The sequence below is a fragment of the Brevundimonas sp. genome (genome assembly GCF_036400995.1).
Taxonomy (GTDB): Bacteria; Pseudomonadota; Alphaproteobacteria; order Caulobacterales; family Caulobacteraceae; genus Brevundimonas.
Genome location: NZ_DASWWG010000059.1, coordinates 66,820 through 88,394, shown reverse-complemented (window position 1 = coordinate 88,394; position 21,575 = coordinate 66,820). Strand labels below are relative to the sequence as shown.

The 21,575-nt window shown below is 67.7% G+C and carries 14 protein-coding genes and 1 pseudogene; 4 read left to right on the top strand and 11 right to left on the bottom strand.

What is annotated here, in order from left to right:
* Positions 1-2 precede the first annotated feature (2 nt).
* The 3 genes from VGE03_RS08910 to VGE03_RS08900 are packed head-to-tail and all read right to left on the bottom strand — an operon-like array spanning position 3 to position 3,605.
* On the bottom strand, positions 3-1,151 hold the full coding sequence (locus tag VGE03_RS08910) for an acetyl-CoA C-acyltransferase (RefSeq protein WP_331046126.1): 1,149 nt from the start codon (positions 1,149-1,151) through the stop codon (positions 3-5).
* A gap of 12 nt (positions 1,152-1,163) precedes the next feature.
* Positions 1,164-2,633 carry a carotenoid oxygenase family protein gene (locus VGE03_RS08905; protein WP_331046125.1) on the bottom strand — a complete coding sequence of 490 codons (1,470 nt, stop codon included), beginning with the start codon at positions 2,631-2,633 and terminating at the stop codon, positions 1,164-1,166.
* Between the two features lie 57 nt (positions 2,634-2,690).
* On the bottom strand, positions 2,691-3,605 hold the full coding sequence (locus VGE03_RS08900) for an SDR family NAD(P)-dependent oxidoreductase (protein WP_331046124.1): 915 nt from the start codon (positions 3,603-3,605) through the stop codon (positions 2,691-2,693).
* 115 nt (positions 3,606-3,720) lie between these two features.
* Between VGE03_RS08900 and VGE03_RS08895 the strand changes: the two genes are divergently transcribed.
* Complete coding sequence (locus VGE03_RS08895; protein WP_331046123.1) at positions 3,721-5,928, top strand: TonB-dependent receptor; 2,208 nt, start codon at positions 3,721-3,723, stop codon at positions 5,926-5,928.
* A gap of 3 nt (positions 5,929-5,931) precedes the next feature.
* Here the strand turns inward: VGE03_RS08895 and VGE03_RS08890 are convergent, their stop codons facing one another.
* Complete coding sequence (locus VGE03_RS08890; protein WP_331046122.1) at positions 5,932-6,885, bottom strand: helix-turn-helix domain-containing protein; 954 nt, start codon at positions 6,883-6,885, stop codon at positions 5,932-5,934.
* A 369-nt stretch (positions 6,886-7,254) separates the two neighbouring features.
* Here VGE03_RS08890 and VGE03_RS08885 point away from each other — a divergent pair, with 369 nt between their 5' ends.
* Positions 7,255-9,057, top strand: a complete 1,803-nt coding sequence (locus tag VGE03_RS08885) for an AMP-binding protein (protein WP_331046121.1) — start codon at positions 7,255-7,257, stop codon at positions 9,055-9,057.
* Here the strand turns inward: VGE03_RS08885 and VGE03_RS08880 are convergent.
* Genes VGE03_RS08880 through VGE03_RS08870 form a run of 3 tightly spaced genes read right to left on the bottom strand, consistent with a single transcriptional unit; the run spans position 9,054 to position 11,330 of the window.
* Positions 9,054-10,097, bottom strand: coding sequence for a phosphotransferase family protein (locus tag VGE03_RS08880; protein WP_331046120.1), 1,044 nt, complete (start codon positions 10,095-10,097; stop codon positions 9,054-9,056). The two genes, VGE03_RS08885 and VGE03_RS08880, sit on opposite strands and share 4 nt — an antisense overlap.
* Before the next feature lie 11 nt (positions 10,098-10,108).
* Positions 10,109-10,891 (bottom strand): SDR family NAD(P)-dependent oxidoreductase, encoded by a 783-nt coding sequence (locus VGE03_RS08875; protein WP_331046119.1) that lies wholly within the window; start codon positions 10,889-10,891, stop codon positions 10,109-10,111.
* The gene (locus VGE03_RS08870; RefSeq protein WP_331046118.1) at positions 10,881-11,330 is read right to left on the bottom strand and encodes a MerR family transcriptional regulator; all 450 of its coding nucleotides are present in this window, start codon (positions 11,328-11,330) and stop codon (positions 10,881-10,883) included. Before VGE03_RS08870 ends, VGE03_RS08875 begins: the two co-directional genes overlap by 11 nt.
* 377 nt (positions 11,331-11,707) lie before the next feature.
* On the opposite strand from VGE03_RS08870, the gene VGE03_RS08865 reads away from it, so the two are divergent.
* Positions 11,708-12,925: a tyrosine-type recombinase/integrase gene (locus tag VGE03_RS08865; RefSeq protein WP_331046117.1), complete on the top strand. Its 1,218-nt coding sequence runs from the start codon at positions 11,708-11,710 to the stop codon at positions 12,923-12,925.
* Between the two features lie 282 nt (positions 12,926-13,207).
* Here the strand turns inward: VGE03_RS08865 and VGE03_RS08860 are convergent.
* The 4 genes and pseudogenes from VGE03_RS08860 to VGE03_RS08845 form a co-directional block, all read right to left on the bottom strand.
* Positions 13,208-16,027: pseudogene (locus tag VGE03_RS08860) on the bottom strand (type I restriction endonuclease subunit R); the annotation flags it as partial.
* A gap of 23 nt (positions 16,028-16,050) precedes the next feature.
* Positions 16,051-16,971, bottom strand: coding sequence for a GIY-YIG nuclease family protein (locus tag VGE03_RS08855; RefSeq protein WP_331046116.1), 921 nt, complete (start codon positions 16,969-16,971; stop codon positions 16,051-16,053).
* Positions 16,968-18,311, bottom strand: a complete 1,344-nt coding sequence (locus tag VGE03_RS08850; RefSeq protein WP_331046115.1) for a restriction endonuclease subunit S — start codon at positions 18,309-18,311, stop codon at positions 16,968-16,970. The genes VGE03_RS08855 and VGE03_RS08850 overlap by 4 nt, the downstream gene beginning before the upstream one ends.
* On the bottom strand, positions 18,308-20,143 hold the full coding sequence (locus VGE03_RS08845) for a class I SAM-dependent DNA methyltransferase (protein WP_331046114.1): 1,836 nt from the start codon (positions 20,141-20,143) through the stop codon (positions 18,308-18,310). The genes VGE03_RS08850 and VGE03_RS08845 overlap by 4 nt, the downstream gene beginning before the upstream one ends.
* Before the next feature lie 341 nt (positions 20,144-20,484).
* Here VGE03_RS08845 and VGE03_RS08840 point away from each other — a divergent pair, with 341 nt between their 5' ends.
* A complete protein-coding gene (locus tag VGE03_RS08840; protein ID WP_331046113.1) occupies positions 20,485-21,537 on the top strand; it encodes an AAA family ATPase in 1,053 nt (350 codons plus the stop codon).
* The last annotated feature ends 38 nt before the right edge of the window (positions 21,538-21,575 follow it).

The following is a 21,575-nucleotide window of genomic DNA, read 5'->3' as shown; positions in this document are numbered from 1 at the left end:
GATCAGCCGATCCGCTCGACGATCATGGCGGCGCCGACGCCCTGTGCCCCCGCGGCGACGACCAGGCCGTAGCGACCCTTGGCGGCGTCCAGCGCGTCGAGCAGGGAGGACAGCAGGATGGCCCCGGTGGCGCCCATCGGGTGCCCCTTGGCCAGATGGCCGCCGCCGACGTTGACCTTGTCGGCATCGACATCCCGCTCGCGCAGGAATTTCACGATGGTGACGGCGAAGGCTTCCATGAACTCGATCCGGTCCATGTCGCCGAGCGTCAGCCCGGCCTTGGCGAGGGCGCGGTCCATGGCGGTGAAGCCCGCCGTCAGGGAGGCCTCGGGATCGCCGCCGGCCTCGGCATAGGCGACGATCTTCGCGCGGGCACCGTCGGCGGCGGCGCTGACCAGGGCCAGCCCGGCGCCGTCGCACATGGGCGGGGCGTGGGCGACGGTGTGGCGGTGGTCGATCTTCCGGGCGCCCAGCGCGTCTGCGTACTGCTCGCCCAGCGGCGCGAAGGCGGCGGGCATGGCGGCCAGGCTCTCGGCGGTGGTCGAGGCGCGGGCGGGTTCCTCGGTCGTCAGGCCGTTCAGCGGGATGCGCGACTTCGTCAGCGGCGTGCCCTCGGCCGCGGCGGTGCGCTGCTGCGAGCGCAGGGCGGCGTCGTCCATCTCCTGACGGGTGACGCCGATGTCCTCGGCCAGACGGTCGGCGGCGACGACGACGGGGATGTAGCGGGTGCGTCGCGGGAAGCTGGCGTCCTCGTAGTAGTCGGCCTTGTCACCCATGAAGGGGACGCGGCTCATCATCTCGACCCCGCCCGCCAGAGCGGTCTTCGCGTCCCCGGCGGCGACCATGTTGGCCGCCTGTCCGATCGCGGTCAGGCCCGAGACGCAGTAGTTGTTCAGGCTGAAGGCATAGGCCTCGTCCGGCAGTCCGGCGTGCATCTTGGTCACCAGCGCGACGTTGGCGCCCTGGGCGCCGACCTGCCCCACGGCGCCGAGGATCAGGGCGTCGGCCCTGTGCGCGGCGCCGCCGTTGCGCTGGTCCAGGGCGTCGATCAGACCGGCGACCAGTTCATGCGGCTTCAGGGCGGCGAGGCCGCCGTCGGGGCGGGCCTTGGCGCGGGGGGTGCGGACGGCGTCGATGATGTAGGCGGTCATACTGTTCTGTCCTCAGGCCGCGATCTGGCCGCCGGGAGCCCAAGTCCCGTGGAAGCCGGCGGGGACGCGGGCGGGCAGGGGGATGCGGGCGACGGGGCCGGCCTCGAAGTCCTTGGCGGCCAGCACCTGAACCTCGGACTGGCCGGTGGCCTCATCGGTGGTGAAGACGATGACGTAGCCGTCGTCCTCGTCCACCGCGCCGACGCGAGGGGCGAAGGCGGGCTCGGAGCCGCCGACGCCGGGGGCGAACTCGTGGGTCTTCGATGCGCCGGTGTTGAGGTCGTACTTGATCAGGCCCGAGAAGCGCTGGAGCTCCTGCGGGGCCATGGCGACGTGGTAGGACCAGTTGGTCTTGCGGCCGGTGTAGTCGAGATTGACGACCGGGAACTCGCCGACGCGATCGTCCAGCTGGCGCTTCCTCACCTGACCGGTGACCATGTTCATCCGCCATTCGACCGGCACGGCGTTGAGCGCCAGCACGTTCACCATCGAGGCGTAGGGGCCGTAGGCCGGGTTCGGCGGGAAGCCGTTGGGCGTCATCATGCAGGCGGTCATGACGACCTCGTCGCCCTCCTCCCAGCAGTTGGCGACGTGGTAGATGTAGCAGGTGTCGGTTTCGAACCAGCGGACCTGATCACCGGTCCCGTTTTTCGGCACGACGCCGAAGCGGGCGGGCTGGTCGGCGACCTTGATCTGCCACATCGAGTTGCGCAGTCCGGCCTCTGTGAAGACCACGGGCAGGTCGTGCAGGATGATGTAATTCTCGGTCAGGCCCATGTCGTGCGGCAGGCGCGGCCCGGGCAGGTCGACCTTCTGGAAGTTCGTCAGATTGTTGTTCGCGTCGACGACGCCGAAGGTCATCCACGGCTCGTAGAGCGAATAGTCGAAGAAGCAGAACTCGCCGGTCTTCGGGTCGACCTTGCCGTGAGCCGAGACGTGGCGGCGCAGGGCGCCGCCGAAGGTCTCGTTGCCGATGGTCTCGAGCGTGCGGGCGTTGACCCGGACCGGCTTGCCGGAGATGTACCAGAGGGCCATCAGCGCGCCGTTGTGGAAGACCAGATCGGTGTTGGCGGTGTCCTTGTAGACGAGGTCGCCGCGACCCGACGCCGGATTGGTCCGGGCCGAGGGGGCCAGGACGCCGCCGGCGTGGATATCCAGCCCCTTCTGTTCGGCGCGATAGTCGTCAGTGCCGACGTAGCGGTTGCGGTACTCGGCCTTGCCGTTCTCGAAATGGATGGCGTGGACCATGCCGTCGCCGTCGAACCAGTGGTGCAGGCCCGCGGGCGCATGGGCCGGGTTCGGGCCGTTGCGCACGAAGGCGCCGTACAGGTCCTTCGGAATCTCGCCGATGACCGGTAGGTCGAGCGCCGTCGTCTCCCTGGCTACAGGCTCGTAGAGCCCCTGAAGGTAGGGGTTCATTTCGTTCAACGGGGTCAGTTCGCCGGTTTCGATCCGGCGCGTCGCGGTCGCGTCATCGGCCATGGCTCGGCTCCTAAAGTCCTGATTTGCAATCTGCTCTTACTGGTCCGTTTGTGCAAGTCACGACAATCGAACGGCGGTCGCGGGACGCGCCCTGAGGAAGGCTTCGAACGCCTGGTTGCCATCTGTCGGAAGGGTCCAGTCCTCCAGCGACATCAGCGGTCCCATGGCCGCGGTCAGGTCGTCGGGCGAGACCTCGCCGGGCGGCTGGAACTGGACGCCGGGGCCCTCGATCCGCACGGCGCGCCGCACCTTGCCGGCGCCCGCGACCAGGGTCTCGCCGTTGAGCGGACAGGCCTCGCTCATCAGCCAGCTGACGACGGGGGCGACGTATTCGGGCGGCATGGCCGAGCCGACCTCGTCAGTGACATAGGCCTCGGTCATGCCGGTCAGGGCGTAGGGGGCGACGGCGTTGGCGTGGACGCCCTTCGCGGCGCCCTCCAGCGCGATCACCCGCATCAGGCCGATCAGCGCCGCCTTGGATGAGGAGTAGGCCGCCATCCCATGCACGCCGTGCAGGCCCGCCGCCGAGGTGGTGATGACGATGCGCCCGGCGCCCTGTTCGCGCATGCGCCGGTAGATCGGCAGGGTGGCGCTGACGGTGCCGAAGAAGTTGATGTCGAAGACCGCGCGCAGCTCGGCCAGGGTCTGTTTGTGCAGGCTCTTCGCTTCCGGAGCGCCGGCGTTGTTGACCAGCCCGTCGATGCGGCCGAAGGCGCTGAGGGCGGCGTCCAGCAGGCGCTCGCCCGCGTCGTCCTGCTCCACCGCCAGTGGGCAGGCGACGGCCTCGCCGCCCATGTCCCGGATGCGCTCGACCACGGCCTCGGCCGAGGCCGGCTGGCCCGACGCGCGCGGCCGGGTGTTCACGACCACCTTCGCGCCCCGTGACGCCAGATCCAGCGCATAGGCCAGTCCCAGCCCGCGCCCCGCCCCGGTCACCACGATGACCCGGTCTTTCAGTGACCGTTGTTCCATCGGCTCCTCCCTACTTGCGTAAAAAGACTTGCAAACTTGGTCCGTTGGCGCAAGCTACTCTTCCAGTCGAGCTTCCGATCAACGAGAAGCCGCTGCCCTGGGGAGGGAAACGCTGATGAAGTTCGCACACGCCACAACTGCGTCCGCCGTCGCTCTGATCGTGGGAGCCGCGCTCGCGGCGCCCGCAGCGGCCCAGACGGCGCCGCAGGACGCGCCCGCCGCGGCCACGCTGGACGAGGTCATCGTGACCGCCCAGCGGCGCGAACAGAGCCTGCAGGACGTGCCGATCGCGGTCACCGCCTTCACCGCGGAGACGCTGGAGCGGACGGCGGCCGTCGGGATCTCGGACGTCGCGGCCAAGGCGCCGGGCGTGACCCTGACCCAGTTCAACATCGGCGAGCCGCAGATCTACATCCGGGGCGTCGGCACGACGAGCGACTCGGCGGCCAGCGACCCGTCCATCGGCGTGTCGATCGACGAGGTCTCGATCGGCCGCTCGGGCGCCAGCGCCCTGGCCTTCCTGGACATCCAGCGCATCGAGGTGCTGCGCGGGCCGCAGGGGACCCTGTACGGCCGCAACGCCTCGGGCGGGGCGCTGAACATCTATACCCGCCGTCCGGTGTTCGAGGACTCGGGCAGCATCACGGCCCGCATCGGCAGCTTCGACGAATACGGGCTGGAGGGCGTGGTGAACCGGCAGGTCGCCGAGGACGCCGCCTTCCGCCTGGCCTTCCGTTATTCGACCAATGACGGCTACGCCGAGAACGTGCCCAGCGGCGAAGGGCTGGAGGGCGGGACCTCGTTCGGCGCCCGCGCCTCGCTGCTGAAGGACGAAGGGCCGTGGACCTTCCTCGGGTCGTTCGACTTCTCGCGCGACGACATGGACGGCCACGCCCGGATTCCGGTGACGACGGCCTCGACGGCCCCGGCCTTCGTGACCCTGATCAACACCCTGCGCGCGGGACTGGACCGGCGTCAGAGCTTCTCGTCGCCGGACAACTACCAGGACCGGACCAACTGGGGCTTCACCGGCCGGATCGAGCATTCAGGCGACGCCTTCGACTTCGTCTCCCTGACCTCGTACCGGGACAATGACTATTCGTGGCGGGACAATCTGGGCGGCCTGCCGTTCCCGGGCTTCCCGCTGGCGGTCGATGACGAGGCGACCGAGGGGGCGTCGCAGTTCAGCCAGGAGTTCCGGCTGGTCTCCAAGCCGGACTCGGCGATCAACTGGGTGGCCGGGGCCTACTATTTCAACGAGGAAGTCAGCCGCGGCGAGCGGTTCGTGGTGCGCGCGGCCCTGCCGATCGCCCCGCCGTCGTTCGGCGGCGACGTCTCCTTCCTGCAGGATGCGGTGAACACCAGCTACGCCCTGTTCGGTCAGGCGACCGTGCCGTTCGCGGACATCTGGGAGCTGACCGTCGGCGCCCGCTGGACCTGGGACGAGCGCGAGGTGCACCAGATCGCGCTGGACAACGAAGGCGGGGCCAACCCGCCGGCGGGCATTCCGCTGGGGCCGGGCGGCACGCCCTACAACGTCCGCGCCGAGGCCGACTTCAACGAGCCGACCTGGAAGCTGGCGCTGGCGGTCGAGCCCTGGGAGGACGTGCGGCTCTATGCGAGCTATGACCGGGGCTACAAGGCGGGCGCCTTCCCGTCGGCGGCCCAGTCGGGCGCGCAGGCGGTGCTGCCGCTGAACTCCGAAATCCTCGACAACTACGAGCTGGGGCTGAAGTCGACGCTGCTGGACGGCCGCCTGCGCTTCAACGCGGCGCTGTTCCGTCTCGAGTACGACGACCTTCAGGTCTATGAGCTGCTGGGCCTGACCCTGGTCACGTCCAACGCCCAGGCCGAGGTCGACGGCTACGAGATCGAGACCGCCTTCGCGGTGAACAACAACCTGACCATCGGCGGGTCCTACACCAGCCTGGACGCCCACTTCACCTCGAACGCCATCTCGGGCCCCCTGACCCTGCCGTACAACGGCAATGTCCTGCCGCGGTCGCCGGACAGCCAGTACACCCTGTACGTCGACGGCGAGTGGGACGCCTTCGGCGGGACCCTGGCCGCCCGGGCCGACTACCAGTGGACCGACGACTTCTACTTCGACCCGTCGAACAACCCGGAGGTCCTGTCGCCGGCCCACGAACTGGTCAGCGCCTTCCTGTCCTGGGAGTCGCCGTCGGGCCTGAAGATCTCGGCCTACGGCAAGAACCTGACGGACACCGAGTACCAGGCCCACATCATCAAGAACGTGGGCATCGGCTTCAGCGTCTTCGGGGCGCCGCGGTCGTTCGGTCTGGCGGTCAGCCAGAGCTTCTGAGGATCAGGCGGCGCCCGGAGCGACGGGCGCCGCCTCGACTTCCCAACGGATATTGCGCGGGTCCAGCAGGCGGCCCGTGGTCAGGTCGCAGACGACCGGATGGATCGCCTCGCCGGTGCGGGTGTCGACCAGTTTCAGCGGCGGACCGTCCGGGCACAGCCAGCGCTCGGCCCAGCCGTGCATGGCCATGATCATCGGGAACAGGTCCAGCCCCGCCTGGGTCAGCCGGTATTCGAAGCGCGGCGGCGCCTTCTGGTAGAGCTTTTTCTCCAGCACCCCGTGCAGAACCATGCGGTTCAGCCGGTCGGCGAGGATGTTGGTCGCGACGCCCAGCGCCTCATGGAACTCGTCGAAGCGACGCAGGCGGAAGAAGGCGGCGGCCAGCACCGCCCAGCTCCAGTAGTCGCCCATGATGTCGGTCGAGCGGTCGATGATCGCCCGGTCTGTCTCGATCGGCTGGGTGCGGCGGCGACGCGAGGTCGGAGGAGCGATAGGGGTCAGTCCCTCGCCGGCCTCGCCGCGGATGAAATGCGGATCGATCGGCTGGCCGCGCTCGTGGTCGAAGATGGCGGGGGTCACCCGCTCGCCGGTCTGGCGGTCGAAGAAGGACAGGGCGTAGCGCTCCTGCAGCGGTGAGCGCGCCCATTTGCGCTCCCACTGCCCCTGCATGACCGCGACCCCGAACATGTCGAGGCCCATTTCGGTCAGCCGGTATTCCATCCGGGTCGGGGACTCCTTCGCCGGGCGCTGCTCCAGCAGACCCGCGGCGACCAGACGGTTCAGCCGGTCGGTCAGGACGCTGCGCGGCATGCCCAGACGATCACGCCACTGGGAGAAGCGACGGGCGCCGTAGAAGGCCTCGCGCAGGATCAACTGCGTCCAGGCGTCGCCCGTCACCGCGAACGCGCGCGCGACGGGATTGCCCATGATCAGATCGCGGGTGGAGATGTGGTCCACGAGCCCTCGTTTCCGTCCTGCCCCGGACCGTTCTGGCATGAATCGCACCGGGCCGGGAGCGCCGCGTCTTGCGGCAGGTCCCTGTCTGGGGTGCGTTCGCCGCGACCGCAAGGGCGGGCGGCTCCCAAACGATGAAAGCCCTCGCCATGGGGGATGGCGAGGGCTCGACGGTCATCCGGTCCGGCTTCGGGGGGAACTCCGCCGGTGGAGGATCGTGCTGACTAAACGGGCGGGCCCGGCGGCTCCGTCGCGCACGCCACGGACTTTTCGCCGCACCCCTCGAACGGCGATAAATCCTGTTTTGCAAGTCAGTCCGGAGGGGTAGGGTGAAGGTGAGATCCGGAGAACCGGACGGTATGGGAGTTGCGCGTGCTGGATACGGTCGAGGACTTTCATCAGGCCCCCTGTCGGCCGATCCGCTTCGGCGATGTCGGGCTTGAGATCGACCGCCGCGAGGACGGGACCCTGATCCTGTCGGCGAGGGCGCCGCTGGAACCCTATGAGCAGAACCTGCTGCGCCGCTTCTGGTCCTGGGGGCAGACGCAGGGCGACAGGACCTGGATCGCGGAGCGTGACGGGGACGGCTGGCGGCGGCTGACCTACGGCGCGGCCCGGCGTGATGTCTCGGCGGTCGCGAACTGGCTGAAGGCCCGGGGCGTTCCGGCCGACCGGTCGATCCTCGTCCTGTCCGGCAATACCCCGACCCATGCGCTGTGGATGTTCGGGGCGATGGCGGCGGGCGTGCCGATCTGCTCGGTCAGCGTGAACTATTCGCTGCTGAGCACCGACTTCGAGCGGCTGCGCCACGTGGTCGATCTGGTGAAGCCCGCGGTGATCTTCGCCGAGACGGCTGACTTCGCGCGGGCGGCGCAGGCCGTGGCGCCCGCCGACGCGGTGATCGCCAGCGCCGAGGCGGAGGCCTTCCCCGCCGGGACGGTGGCGATGGCCGAGGTGCTGTCGCGCCCCGATGTGGAGGGGATCGGCCGGGCGGTCGAGGCGCTCGATCCGACCGCGCCCGCCCGCTACCTGCTGACCTCGGGCTCGACCGGGCGGCCCAAGGCGGTGATCCACACCCAGGCCATGATGACCGGCAACACCGCCAGCGGATCGCAGGCGATGGGCGACGCCTTCGACTGGGGCGGGACCATGCTGGACTGGCTGCCGTGGAGCCACATCGCGGGATCTTCCCTGCTGACCAACATCACCTGGCTGGGCGGGACCCTGCACATCGACGACGGGCGTCCCACCGCGACGGGCTTCGCCGCCACCCTGCGGAATTTGAAGGAGGTCCCGGTCCGCTTCTACGGCACCATGCCGAGCGGCTACGCCATGCTGGCCGACGCGCTGGAGGCGGATGAAGAGTTGCGCCGGACCTTCTTCAGCGAGCTGCGCGTCATGCTGTTCGGCGGCGCGGGCCTGCCCCAGCCCCTGCACGACCGGCTGCAGCGGCTGGCGGTGGCGACGACGGGGCAGAGGTTCATGTTCGTGTCCGGCTACGGCTCGACCGAGACCGGGTCGGCGATCAGCTACACCTGGTGGGAGAGCACGCGCGTCGGCATCGGTCTGCCGGTGCCGGGCGCGGCGTTGAAGCTGGTCCCGGCGGACGGCGCCTACGAGGTGAGGGTCAGGGCGGCCAGCGTGACGCCCGGCTATTTCGGCGACGAGGCGCGGACGAAGGAGGCGTTCGACGAGGACGGTTTCCTGCGCATGGACGACCTGGCCGACTTCCATGATCCGGACCAGCCGCTGCTGGGCCTGTTCTTCGCCGGGCGCCGGGTGGAGCAGTTCAAGCTGGCCAACGGCACCTTCGTCGCCGCCGGACGGTTGCGCGCCGATCTGCTGGAGGCCCTGCCGGGGATGTTCCGCGACGTGGTCATCTGCGGCGAGGGGCAGGCGGACCTGCGGGTGCTGGCCTGGGCCGATCCGGAGGCGGAACGGCGGCTGGGCGACGGGATGGGCGCCGCCGTGGCCGAGGGGCTGCGCCGCTACAACGCGACCCACACCGGCCAGAGTGAACGGCTGGCGGGCCTGTTGTTCCTCGATACGCCGCCGGACGTCGAGGGGCATGAGGTGTCGGACAAGGGCTCGATCAACCGGGCCATGGTCCTGCGTCGCCGGGCCGGGGAGGTGGCGCGGCTGTATGCGGGTGGGGACGGGGTGATCCTGCCCTAGCGGGCTCCCGCCTTCACCGCCTGCTCCCAAGCCAGCCGGGCCAGTTCCGGGAATTCGTCGGCGCGCTTGCGGGCCTTGGGCGAGACGGCGTTGCCGCGGATCACCCGGCCCCGGATGCCGTGGATGATGGCGGCGAAGCGGAACATGTTGAAGGCCACGAAGACGTCGAGGTCGGGCAGGGCGCTCCGCCCGGTCCGTTCCGCATAGGCGGCGACGTAGTCCGCTTCCGCGGGGATGCCGAGCGCCTGAAGATCACGCCCCGCCAGACCGCCCAGATGCGCGGGCATCCGGTACATCATCAGGTGATAGGCGAAGTCGGCCAGCGGGTGGCCGAGGGTCGACAGCTCCCAATCGATGACCGCCGCGACCTCGGGCCGGCCGGGGTGGAGGATCAGGTTGTCGATGCGGAAGTCGCCGTGGATGACCGAGGTCTCGTCGGGCAGGTCCCGCTCCCCTAGCCAGTCGGCCAGCCGGTCCATGTGCTGGTCGCGCCCGGCGTCGACATCCTCGCGATACTGCCGGGTCCACAGGGCGGTCTGGCGCTGGACGAAGCCGCCGCGACGGCCGTAGTCCGACAGGCCCAGCGCATCGATGTCGAGGCTGTGCAGCCGCGCCAGGGTCGCGTTCATGGCGTCGAAGGTCGCGGCGCGCTCGCCCGGATCGGCGATGTCGGTCGCCGGGTCCCAGACGATCCGGCCCTCCACATGGGCCATCAGATAGAAGGCGGTGCCGATCACCTCCGGGTCCTCGCAGACGCCGAGGATGCGCGGGACGGGGAAGCCCGCCTCGCCCAGCGCCCCCATGACCCGCGCCTCGCGCAGCACGTCATGGGCGCCCTTGAGCAGCGGCCCCGGCGGCTTGCGGCGCAGCACCAGGCTCAGGCCGCCTACGGTCACCCCATAGGTCGGATTGGACTGGCCGCCCGAGAACTGGCTGATCGTCAGCGGGCCGGGCGGGACCTTCATCCGCGCCTGCATCCACGCTTCCAGCGCTCCGGCGTCCAGCTCGAACCCGGCGCGCACGCCTGCATCTTCACTCATGGACACATCACTCAGAGAGACTGGCCGTCGTCGATGACGAAGACGCCGCCGGTGATCGGCGCGGCCTCGTCGGACCCCAGCAGGATCAGGGTCGGGTCCAGCCCGTCGCCCGGCATCAGGCGGCGGCGGGGGAAGCCCCTGATCTGCTTCTCGCCGCCGGGGCTGGAGAACCAGTCGGAATTCATCTCCGTCTCCAGATAGCCCGGGCAGACGGCGTTGACGTTGATCCCCTCGCGCGCCCACTCGCGCGCCAGCCCCTTGGCCAGCGACACGACCGCCGCCTTGGAGGCGCAGTAGCCGGTCAGGCCGGGCAATTGCAGCTGGGCGCCGATGGAGGCGATCAGGACGATGCGGCCGCGCCCGGCGTCGGCCGTCCCGTTGGCCCTGAAGGCCCGCGCCGCCTCGCGCGCGGTCAGGAAGGCGCCGCGCACATTGACGGTGAACATCTGGTCGAACTCGGCCACCGGCGCGTCGAGCGCGAGGCCCGGCAGGCCGATCCCGGCGTTGGCGTAGGCGGTGTGCAGCGGGCCCAGCGCCTGTTCGGCGGCGGCGACGCCGGCGATGACGCTGGTTTCGTCGGCGACGTCCATGGCGACGGCGAAGGCCTCGCCGCCGTCGGCGCGGATGCCCCCGACCAGACTGGCCAGACGGTCGGTGCGGCGGGCGGCGACGGTGACCTTCGCGCCCTCGCGCGCGGCGACCCGGGCCAGATGCTCGCCGATCCCGGACGAGGCGCCGGTGATCAGGACGTGACGCCCCTCAAGGCGTCGGGAAAGCTTGCCTTCAGCGGACATGGCGCAGCCGGGCCGAGCGATCGACGGTGGCGACCGAAACGGGGGAGCTGCCGGAGCCCAGCCCGTCCAGCCCGTCGGTCTCCAGTTCGGCCAGGGCGGCGCGAAGGTCCTCCATGCGGGCCGCGGCGGCGGCGAGCTCGGCGTCGAGGAAGCGGGCCACGCCCTGACCGTCGTCGGCGGCGGAGAGGGCGGCGTGAATGTCGGGCGTCGGCATGCCCAGGCGGCGCAGCCGGGCGATCAGGGCCGCCCGCTCGCGCTGGTCGACGTCATAGCAGCGGGCGCCCGACGGACGACGCCCGGCGGTCAGCAGGCCGATGTCCTCATAGTGGCGCAGCGCCCGCAGGGTCGCCCCGGTGCGGGCGGACAGTTCGCGGATGCTGATCGCCGGCCGGTGGGCCGGACTGGTGGACGCCCTGTGGTGCAACGGTACGACCGTCATCATTTCCTCCGTCACTTGCGTAACCGAACCTGCCGTGATCAGTCCGTCTTTGCAAGTGACGCGCGCGCGACTTTTCTCGCGCGTCCGGTCGCAGGGGAGCGGATGCGCGAAAGCGGCCCCGGTCCAGGGCGGCGACTTCAGATTTTCAGGGAAGGCTCCGTCTTCCGGAAGGAAGAGGAGAGAGTGGCGCACCCGAAGAGATTCGAACTCCTGACCCTCAGATTCGTAGTTAGGGTTTGAAGATGCGAGCGGTTACGGCGATCTACGAAAAGGTCAGTAAAAACGGACATCTGCTGGATTGACGCCGACTCTGGGCGCTCCTAGTTACGCTGCCATACTGCACCACAGTGCACCACAACAGCACCACAGGACAGCCGATGGCGGGCAGCTACACGGTCAGACTTTCAGCCCGGACGGTGAACGCCATCCGGCCGAACGGGACCGACTTCGACGTCCGGGACAGCGATCTGCGCGGCTTCCACGTTCGGGTTACGAAGCGAGGCGAGGCGGTCTATCGCTTCCAGTATCGGCGTGCGGACGGGACCCGTCCCGTCGTCACCCTCGGCAAGACGAGCGAGTTGACTGCGGATCAGGCGCGAAAGCTAGCGAACGATCATTTCGTTGCGGTCAGCGGTGGGGCTGATCCTCGGAAGGCGCGGCTGGATTGGGCGGCCGCTCCCACTATGGACGATCTCTGGGAGCGGTACGAACGCGACCGGCTCAAGATCAAGAACCGCCCTCGAACGGTGGCGGAGTATCGTCGCAACTGGAACAGCCACGCCAAGCCGCACCTGGGCCGGATGAAGGTGTCCGAGGTGATGCGCCGGGACATCAACACGGTCATCGGCGCGATGGGGGCGAAGCGCACCACCGCCAACCGGGTCACGGCGCTGTTGTCGGTCATGTTCTCCTTCGCCGTCGAGAACGAGTTGCGCGCCGATAACCCCGTCGCGGGGATCAGGAAGTACCGTGAGAACGCGCGTGACGTGGCCTTCACCGATGACGAACTCGCCAGGATCGCGGGGGCCATCGGCAAAGAACGGGAGGTCTGGGCGCGGACGGCGCTAACGCTTTTGATGGTCACCGGCGCGCGGGTCGGGGAAGTTCTCGCGGCGGAATGGTCCGAGTTCGACTTCAACGAGGACAGCCCCGCCTGGCGTATTCCGGCGGCGCGGATGAAGGGTGGAAAGCCCCATACCTATACGCTCGACCCGGATACGGTGGCGCTCCTGTCTGTATGGCGGCACGACGCTCCGTTCATCTCGACGCGATGGGTGTTCCCGAACGCCAAGGGCAGCGGCCCGAAGGACAAGCTGCAGAAGCCTTGGGCGCGGATCAAGGAAGCCGCCGGTGTCACCCGGGGGGTTCTGCACTCCTTCCGGCACACCTTCCTGACCCGCATGGCGGAGGCAGGCGCGTCGGCCATCGATATCCGCAATACGGGCGGCCACGCGGACATCGCCACGTCGATGAAGTATGTGCACGCGGCCGAGAACGCGCGGCTTCGGGAGCTTCAGGACGCCAACCGCAAGGGCATCCGCGAGGCGATGAAGGGCAAGCCGAAGACTGACAACGTGGTCGCCCTCAAGGGGTAACCGTCAGTCCTCGGGCCGTCCTCCGCGCGCCCTCAGCGCCTCCCAGAGTTGGCCTGGTCCCAACAGGACGTCCTTCATGTCCTCGCGGACCTTGGCGGAGTCGAGCGCCTGCTTGCTCATGGCGTGGTGCGCGGCCAGGGCGTCCATCACCGCGTTCATGATCTCGGTGGTCAGGGTCGGGGAGTTGGAGAACTGGGCCTTCGAGTTGTTGGTCGCCTGGAGCACCAGCTCGTCCGACTCCAGCAGCTTCCCCTTGATGACGTTGTTCACGTAGACGAGCTTGTCGTCGTCTGTGATCTCGCCCTCGAACAGGTCGTTCACCCGGGCGATGATCTCGTCGAGAAGGGCTTTCTCCTTCTCGTGGATGCCGCCGGACCCGACCTCGGACACCCCGGGGAGCTTGGGGGCTTCGCCTGCCGCATAGGTCAGGTCGCGCTTGCCTTCATTCTTCAGCGCATGGTGGGTCAGCTTCACCCCGCTGAGGTCAACGCCCTCGCGCTCGCGGCCGAACACCAGCAGCGGCAGCAGACGGCGATAGAAGATCGCCCGCTTTTCGACGTCGGTGTTCCCGTAGTCGATGATCTGGCTGAGGAAGCTGTAGAGGCGCATGAACGCGCCCATGTCGCCCTTGAACAGCTCCAGGGCGGACATGTGGTCCCGAGCGTCGGCCGCGCCCTGTTCGTTTTCTGTCGCCAGGGCGGTGGTCAGGGCCTGCTTGGCGCCGTTGTAAGCCTTCAGGATGCGGTCGGCGACCGGCTCCAGGGCCGAGATGAGCTGCCCCTGGGTCGCCTTGGGGTCCAGCTCGACCTTGACCACACGCTCGACCTCGTGGTCGTCATAGTGGCCCACGGCGTCCAGCTTGGCGCGCAGGTCGAAGATCAGGTTCGGGTCGGTCGCGCTCTCCAGCTCGGCCGTCTCGTAGTAGGTCTTGAAGGCGGTCAGGACTTCTTCGGAGCTGTTCACGAAGTCCAGGATGTAGGTCGTGTCCTTGTTCGGGTAGGCGCGGTTCAGGCGCGACAGGGTCTGCACCGCCTGGATGCCCGCCAGTCGCCGGTCAACGTACATGCCACACAGCTTGGGCTGGTCGAACCCGGTCTGGAACTTGTTGGCGACCAGCAGCAGGTGGAACTCGGGGCCGTCGAAAGCGTCGCGGATGTCCCGACCCTTCAGTCCGGCGTTCAGCTCCTTGCTGGCCTCGGTGAAGGGCTCGCCCCCGGACTCCTTGTCGTTCACCTCGCCGGAGAAGGCGACCAGGGTCCCCAGTGAGTAACCCTTCTCCTTGATGTATTTCTGGATCGCCAGCTGCCAGCGCACCGCCTCGATGCGGCTGCCCAGCACGACCATCGCCTTCGCCTTGCCGTCCAGAAGCGGCTGGACGTTCTCGCGGTAGTGCTCGACGACGATCTGGACCTTCTGGCTGATGTTCCAGGGGTGCAGCTGGACCCACTTCATGATGGCCTTGTTGGCGGCCGACTTCTCGACCTCCTTCTCGTCCCAGTCCTGCCCGTCGTGGGCCAGGCGGAAGGCCAGCTTGTAGGGGGTGTAGTTCTTCAGGACGTCGAGGATGAAGCCTTCCTCGATAGCCTGGCGCATCGAATAGACGTGGAACGGCGTCGGCAGGCCGTCGTCGCCCTTGCGCCCGAACAGCTCCATCGTCTTGGCCTTCGGGGTGGCGGTAAAGGCGACGTAGGTGATGCCCTTGTCGTCGGCGCGTCCGGCCATCTTGGCGGCCAGGATGTCCTCGTTCGACACCTCGCCCCCGTCCGCCAGTTCGGCGGCCTCGGCGGCGGACAGCATCTCCTTCAGCTTGGACGCAGCCTCGCCGGTCTGGCTGGAATGGGCCTCGTCGGCGATGACGGCGAAGGCCTTGCCCTCGGTCGCCGCCAACTGCTGCACGGCTTCCAGGGCGAAGGGGAAGGTCTGGATGGTGCAGACGATGATCTTCTTGCCGTCCGCCAGGGCCTTGGCCAGCTGGTTGCTCTTCGACCCGCCCTCGCTCTTGATCGTCTCGACCACGCCGGTGGTCCGCTGGAAGTCGAACAGGGCTTCCTGGAGCTGGCTGTCGATGACGTTCCGGTCCGACACCACGATGACGCTGCTGAACAGCTTCTTGTCGTCGGCGTCGTGGAGCTCGGACAGGAAATGGGCCGACCAGGCGATGGAGTTGGTCTTCCCCGACCCGGCCGAATGCTGGATCAGGAACCGCCCGCCTGGGCCTTCCTTCAGCACCTGGGCCGCCAGCTTCCGCGTGGCGTCCAACTGGTGATAGCGGGGGAAGATCACCGCCGTGATGGCCTTCTTGGCGTCTTTTCGGGTCACCATGAAGCGCCCGAGGATCTCCAGCCAGCTGTCGCGCTGCCAGACCTGCTCCCACAGGTAGGCCGTGGGGTGCCCGCCAGTGCCCGAGGGGTTGCCCTTGCCGCCATGGTTGCCCTGGTTGAAAGGCAGGAAGCGCGTGGCGGGGCCTTCCAGCCGGGTCGTCATCGCGACTTCCCTGTTGCTGACCGCGAAGTGGACCAGCGCGCCCCCGGGAAAGGAGAGTAGCGGTTCGGCGGCTTGGCCTTTGGGCTTGGGGTTCCGGTCGAACCGGTATTGGTCGATGGCGTCCTGAAGGCTCTGGGTGAAGTCGGTCTTCAGCTCGGCCGTCGCGACCGGGATGCCGTTCAGGTACAGGACCAGGTCGATGCTGTTCTCGTTGGCCGTCGAATACCGGACCTGACGAACCACGCGCAGGCGGTTGGCCTCATAGCGCGCCGTGATGTCCGGGTTCATGCCCATGGCGGGCTTAAACTGCGCCATCGCCAGCCGCCCCTTGGCCCCGACGATGTCCAGGCCGTTGCGCAGAACGTCCAGCACCCCGCGCTCGTCCAGCGACTTGCGCAGCCTGTCGGCCAACACCGTCCCCGCAGCGGCCCCGTGGCTCTTCGACAGGGCCTCCCAGGCCGCCGGATGGGTCGCCTGCACCCAGGCGGTCAGATCGGCGGGAAACAGGGCGCGGCCGCGGTCGTGCCCGGCCGCGTCGCCGGGCGCGTACAGCCAGCCGTGGGCGGCCAGATGCGCGCAGACTTCGTCCTCGAAGCTGATCTCTTTGTGGACGCTCACGTTCCCCCCCCCTCGGCTTGCCCTCAGCTCGCCAACTGCGCCGCTTCCCAGTCCTTGTAGGTTAGGCCTGTAGATGTTCGCCAGACGGTTGTCCCGTTTACGTTGTAGCCCAGCACAACGGCTCCAGCCGCGCTCGGTGATCTGAAGGCGTAGCTGCTGGTGAAGACGTAATGCTCGCCCTGTCGCAGGAGGACTCCCGTCGCCACCAGCTCCTTGATGAGCTCGGAGTATGATCCTACGCCTGACCCGACGTTTTCCTTACCTTGGGCGAGCGAGCCGGCCTGCACGACGAACTCTCCGTCGATTAGCAGCGCGTCGGCACGCAGGCCGTGCTTGCGGCTTTCGAGTTGGAAACCAGTGGCGTCCGAGACAATCAGGCCTTGAGCTGCTGGCGCTCGCCCGGTCGCCTCGACAACCACTGGACCCGTCGGGCGCACGTTCTGGACAAACATGTCGATCCGCACGGCAGGCAGGACCATGAACAGGTAGTCGAGGAAGGCTTCCATATTCGCCCGCGCCGACTCCGACAGTCCGGGGCGCGGCGGCGTGTTTCCGTTGTCGAGCGGCATGACGCCGACCTTGCGGGCCTCCTCAACAAGGCGGGACTCCAGGAACTTCGCGTGGGCCTTGTGCAGGTTGTTCGCGGCCGACGTCACCAGCACGGCGGTCGTCCACCAGTCCTTGCCCGCCTCGTGGCTCCGCATCCGTGCGGCGATGTCCTCGCCCTCGCCGATATAGGCTAGGGGCTTTCCGTCCCTCTCGCCAAGCAGCAGATAGACGCCGGTGAAAGACGACTGCGTCCGCGCCAGCGCCTCCTTCAGCCGGGTGCGCGGCGTGACCAGGACGTGGCCGGTCCAGTTGAATACCTCGGCGGTCAGCATCCCATCCGGGCGGCCGTCGATGAAGTAGAGTTCGAGAGACCGACCCAGAACGCCCGCGCTCATGCCGCTTCCGCCTGTTCGGGCGCAATGCCGCGCACGTCGATCTTGCCTGTGACGGCGGCGGAGATCAGGGCGGCGCGGCGCTCTTGGAGAAGGCTGATAGCAGCGTCGGCCTGGGTGCTGAGCTCCCGGTATCGGAACGCCGTCTGTTGAAGGTGAATGGAGATCGCCTCCTGCTCTATGAGTGGCGGAACAGCGATGACAGCGTTTGCGATCTGCCCCTTGTTTAGCGAGGGCACCGTTCCGGGGTTTGAGATCAGGTCGAATTTCACCAAGCTCATAGCGCTTCGGACGAACTCTAGGTCATTGCCGGCGTGTACTGTCAGGCCCATCATGTTGTTGTCGAGGCAGGCGGGAGCCGGCAATCGCCTCAACCGACCGAGCAAGAGTGCGGCGCCGATCTTGGCGAAAACGATGGAGTCTGCGGGGAACACGTACGCGCCGAGTCGCTTGGCGGTCTCGCGCGAAACAGTATTTTCGCCGGTTGTGAGAAAATCGTCCGGGTCAGCGAGGGCGAGTGCATTGACCTTGTAGAACGGGAGTTCCTCAAACTGGAGACCCTGCTCCGCGTCAGGGAAGCCCGCTCCGGCGTTGAACTCGCCAACGTGTTTGAGTGCCTTCACCTCCCAATGCGCCGGAACCTGGCCCAGCCATTCGACGCCGGAGTCCTTCATCGGTGCGGCGGGGTCGAGGCCCTTGGTAACGGCGTGGGAGATGACAGCCTGCCGCTTCTCCTTCAGCAGTTCGATCAGCCGCCGCTGCGCCTCCACCAGCGCATCGATCTTGCTGGTCTCCCGGTCGAGGAAGGCGGCGATAGCTGCTTGTTCTTCAAGCGGAGGGATCGGGCAGCCCACGTTACCTAGGAGTTCAAGGTTGAGGCCGTCTCGGTTGTCACCGCCAGCCATGTTTCGCAGGTTTTGATAGTTCGAGTTCAGCCACCAGAAGAGAAATCGGGCTTCGAGTTCGGCACTCGGTACGATTGCCGCCATTGACTGGTTACAAGTCGACGGCAGCCCCAACTGCGCCACCATCCCTTTTGTCTTTCCTTGACCAGCAAGCGCCATGACCAAGGCTCCGGCGGGAACCCAGCGGGCGCTACTGTTGGCGAAGGCATCCTCGGTGATGAACGCGGAAGGCACCCGGATGAGCCCTTGGTTTACGCTGCCGGAGTTGAGCCACGGGATAGTGCCGTCGGTCCAGTAGTCTTCCCGCGTCTTGTCCGGAGTGCCCCCGGCGTAGCGCTTTGAAAGCCAACGGAGCGTGCCCTCGCTCCAGTGAGCAGGAATGAAATCCAGCCACTCAGAACGCGCCGCGCGGTAGGCCGGGTATGGGCTTGTGCTCACGCCACCAGCCCCTCGATCATCGCCTTGATCTGGTCGGTGACGGTCAGCAGGTCAGCGTCAATCTCGGCCAGATCGCGCGGCGGCTCGAACACATAGAAGTGTCGGTTGAACGGGATTTCGTAGCCGATCTTGGTCTTGCTCTCGTCGATCCAGGCTTCGGGCGCATGGGGCAGGACCTCGCGCTTGAAGTAGGAGTCGACGCTCTCCGCCAGCGGCACGTTCTCGGTGTCGCGCAGGGCGCTGTCAGGCATCGGCTTGCCCTTGGCCTTGCCCTTCAGGCCGACCACCGGCCGCTCCTGGTCGTCCAGCAGCGGGCGTTCGACGGTGATGGTGCGGTAGCCGAAGGCTTCATTGTCGAAGACGCGCGACAGGGGCTGCAACTTCACCTTGCCGCCCTCGGGCGCGGCGGGCGGGGCCTCCCCGTTGATCACCACCTCGCGGGTGACCTCCTTACCACCGGCGTCCGTGACGGTCGCCAATTGGGCCGCCTGGAAATCGCCGAACAGGCGGGTCACGGTGGTGATGTCGTCGTCGGACATCTCGCGCCGCTTGGAGCCGAGAGACTTCCGCATCTTCTTCCAGAAGGCGCTGGCGTCGATCAGCTGGAGTTGGCCCTTGCGGTGCGCGGGCTTCCGGTTCGAGACGATCCAGACATAGGTGGCGATGCCGGTGTTGTAGAACATGTCGGTCGGCAGGGCGACGATGGCCTCGACCAGGTCGCTCTCCAGCAGGTAACGCCGGATCTCGCTCTCGCCCGAGCCCGCCCCGCCCGTGAACAGGGGCGAGCCGTTCAGGACGATGCCGAAGCGGCAGCCGCCCTCGGACGCGGGCCGCATCTTCGACAGCAGGTGCATCAGGAACAGCAGGGACCCGTCGGACACCCGGGGGAGGCCCGGGCCGAACCGGCCGTTGAAGCCCTGTTGCTCGTGCTCCTGGCGGACGACCTTCTCGACCTTCTTCCATTCCACGCCGAACGGCGGGTTGGACAGCATGTAGTCGAATTTGCGGGTCGGATGGCCGTCGTCGGACAGGGTGTTGCCCGGCATGATGTTGGCGACGTCCTGGCCCTTGATGAGCATGTCTGCCTTGCAGATGGCGTAGGACTCATCGTTCAGCTCCTGGCCGAACATGGTCAGACGCGCGCCGGGATTGAGGCCGGTCAGCTGTTCCTCGGCGACGGACAGCATCCCCCCGGTGCCCGCCGTGGGATCGTAGATGGTCCGCACCACGCCGGGTTTCGACAGGGCGTCGTCGTCCTCGACGAACAGCAGGGACACCATCAGCTTGATGACCTCGCGCGGGGTGAAGTGTTCCCCGGCCGTCTCGTTCGACAGCTCGGCGAAGCGCCGGATCAGCTCCTCGAACGCCAGGCCCATCTGGTGGTTATCGACGGCCTCGGGGTGCAGATCGACCCGGGCGAACCGTTCGGTCACCTGGTACAGCAGTCCGGCCTTGGCCAGCCGGTCGACCTGGGTGGCGAACTCGAACCGCTCGAAGATGTCGCGCACTTCCGGCGAGAAGGCCTGGATGTAGGCGTACAGGTTCTGGGAGATGTGGTCGGCGTCCCCGACCAGCTTGGTCATGTCCAGCTTGGACGTGTTGTAGAAGCTCTGCTTCGCGGCCCGGCGCAGGAACGGCTCGGCCGTGACGCCTTCAGCCTCGCGCTTCTCCAGCTCCGCTAGCACGGCCGGCTTCGTCGCCTCCAGCACGCAGTCCAGGCGGCGCAGCACCGTGAAGGGCAGGATCACCTTGCCGTAGTCGGACTGCTTGTAGTCGCCGCGCAGCAGGTCGGCGACCGACCAGATAAAGGCCGACAAAGACTGGTGGTTCATGCGCTTCCTCCCGAACATCCCGAATAGCACGCGGGGCGCACCCACGGGCAAGCGCGACGTGGTGCAAGACGGGTGCGTCGGAATCGGTCGTGTGGGGAAGGGCGTTTTTATCCCACCCTTGGGCCCGGAATCTTTTTCACGCACCCTTGGATAACGTTGCGCCGTTTTGGCCTCATCCTTGAGAGAGGCCATCTTTTTCCGCCACCCTTGGACACGTCAGCGTCCTCGCAGCGAAATAGGTTGCCCTATAGGAGCCGCAGCGCTCGCTCGCCGTCTCCCCCCCCCTCTCACCCCTGCTTTCTGATCTCCCGTAGGCCAATCCGCCACGGGCTGGAGACCCTATGCCTGAAACCAACCCACCCACCCTTCTCAGCATCGACCTTGGTGTCCTGCTGGACACCCCTATGCCCGAGCGGCGTTGGCTTTTGTCGCCCTGGCTGCGTGAACAGGAGTCCGTCCTCGTCTGGGCCGCGCCCGGCGTGGGCAAGACCATGCTGACCCTGTCCCTCGCGCTCGCCATCGCTGGCGGCGGCTCGCTTCTTGGCTGGACCGCGCCGCGCCCCGCCCGCGTCCTCTTCATTGACGGCGAGATGCCCTTGGATGACCTCAAGGCCCGTCTCGGGTCCCTTGCGGCGTCCGTCGAGGGCATCGACCTTGCGGCCGCCCGAGCCAACCTCATGATCCTCGCGCGGCACCACCAGTGCCCCGACACCCCGTTCCCCGACTTCGGCGCGGAGAACCAGCAGGATCAGGTCCTGTCCCTGATCCGCAGCTATCAGCCCGACCTCGTCATCCTCGACAACCTCTCGACCCTGGCGACCATGGACGACGAGAACGGGGCGGCCGAGACTCAGCGGGTCGTCCGGCTGCTGACCCGGCTCAAACAGGCGCGGATCGCCACGGTCGTGGTGCACCACTCGGGCAAGTCCGGTCGCGCTTATCGGGGCAGTTCGATGCTGGCCACCACCTTCGAGGCGATCATCGGCCTGACCAAGGAGCCGGGAGCGGACGCCCTCGACGCCAGCGGGACGGCCCGGTTCAACATCGAGTGGTCCAAGTTCCGGGGCCGTCGCGATGCGTCCGTCGGGGACCGGCTGGTTCACCTCAAGGAGACCGCAGGGGTCCTTCGGTGGTCCTCGGAGATGCCGCAGGACGAGGTCCTGAACGCGCTGGCGGCGCTGACCCGAACCGGCCGGTTCACGACCCGGGCGGCCGTAGGGGCGGCCCTGCCGGAACACCTCTGGCCTACCCTTGGGTCACCCCCGTCGGCCGGCTGGATTTCCGGGCAGTTCCGCATGGCTGGCGCGAAGGGGATCATCGGCAAGGTCGAGGTCGACAACATCCTCGGAGCCGCTCGTGAGGCCACGGAGGGCGACCTGCATGATGATCTCTGAGATCGCCCCGCTGGTCGCCTGGACGTGGATCGAGGGTG

Coding starts and splice junctions, on each gene's coding strand:
- VGE03_RS08880 (WP_331046120.1), bottom strand. CDS start 10,097: ATGAGTGAAGATGCAGGCGTGCGCGCCGGGTTCGAGCTGGACGCCGGA.
- VGE03_RS08840 (WP_331046113.1), top strand. CDS start 20,485: ATGCCTGAAACCAACCCACCCACCCTTCTCAGCATCGACCTTGGTGTC.
- VGE03_RS08910 (WP_331046126.1), bottom strand. CDS start 1,151: ATGACCGCCTACATCATCGACGCCGTCCGCACCCCCCGCGCCAAGGCC.
- VGE03_RS08905 (WP_331046125.1), bottom strand. CDS start 2,633: ATGGCCGATGACGCGACCGCGACGCGCCGGATCGAAACCGGCGAACTG.
- VGE03_RS08855 (WP_331046116.1), bottom strand. CDS start 16,971: ATGAGCGCGGGCGTTCTGGGTCGGTCTCTCGAACTCTACTTCATCGAC.
- VGE03_RS08865 (WP_331046117.1), top strand. CDS start 11,708: ATGGCGGGCAGCTACACGGTCAGACTTTCAGCCCGGACGGTGAACGCC.
- VGE03_RS08875 (WP_331046119.1), bottom strand. CDS start 10,891: ATGTCCGCTGAAGGCAAGCTTTCCCGACGCCTTGAGGGGCGTCACGTC.
- VGE03_RS08845 (WP_331046114.1), bottom strand. CDS start 20,143: ATGAACCACCAGTCTTTGTCGGCCTTTATCTGGTCGGTCGCCGACCTG.
- VGE03_RS08895 (WP_331046123.1), top strand. CDS start 3,721: ATGAAGTTCGCACACGCCACAACTGCGTCCGCCGTCGCTCTGATCGTG.
- VGE03_RS08900 (WP_331046124.1), bottom strand. CDS start 3,605: ATGGAACAACGGTCACTGAAAGACCGGGTCATCGTGGTGACCGGGGCG.
- VGE03_RS08870 (WP_331046118.1), bottom strand. CDS start 11,330: ATGACGGTCGTACCGTTGCACCACAGGGCGTCCACCAGTCCGGCCCAC.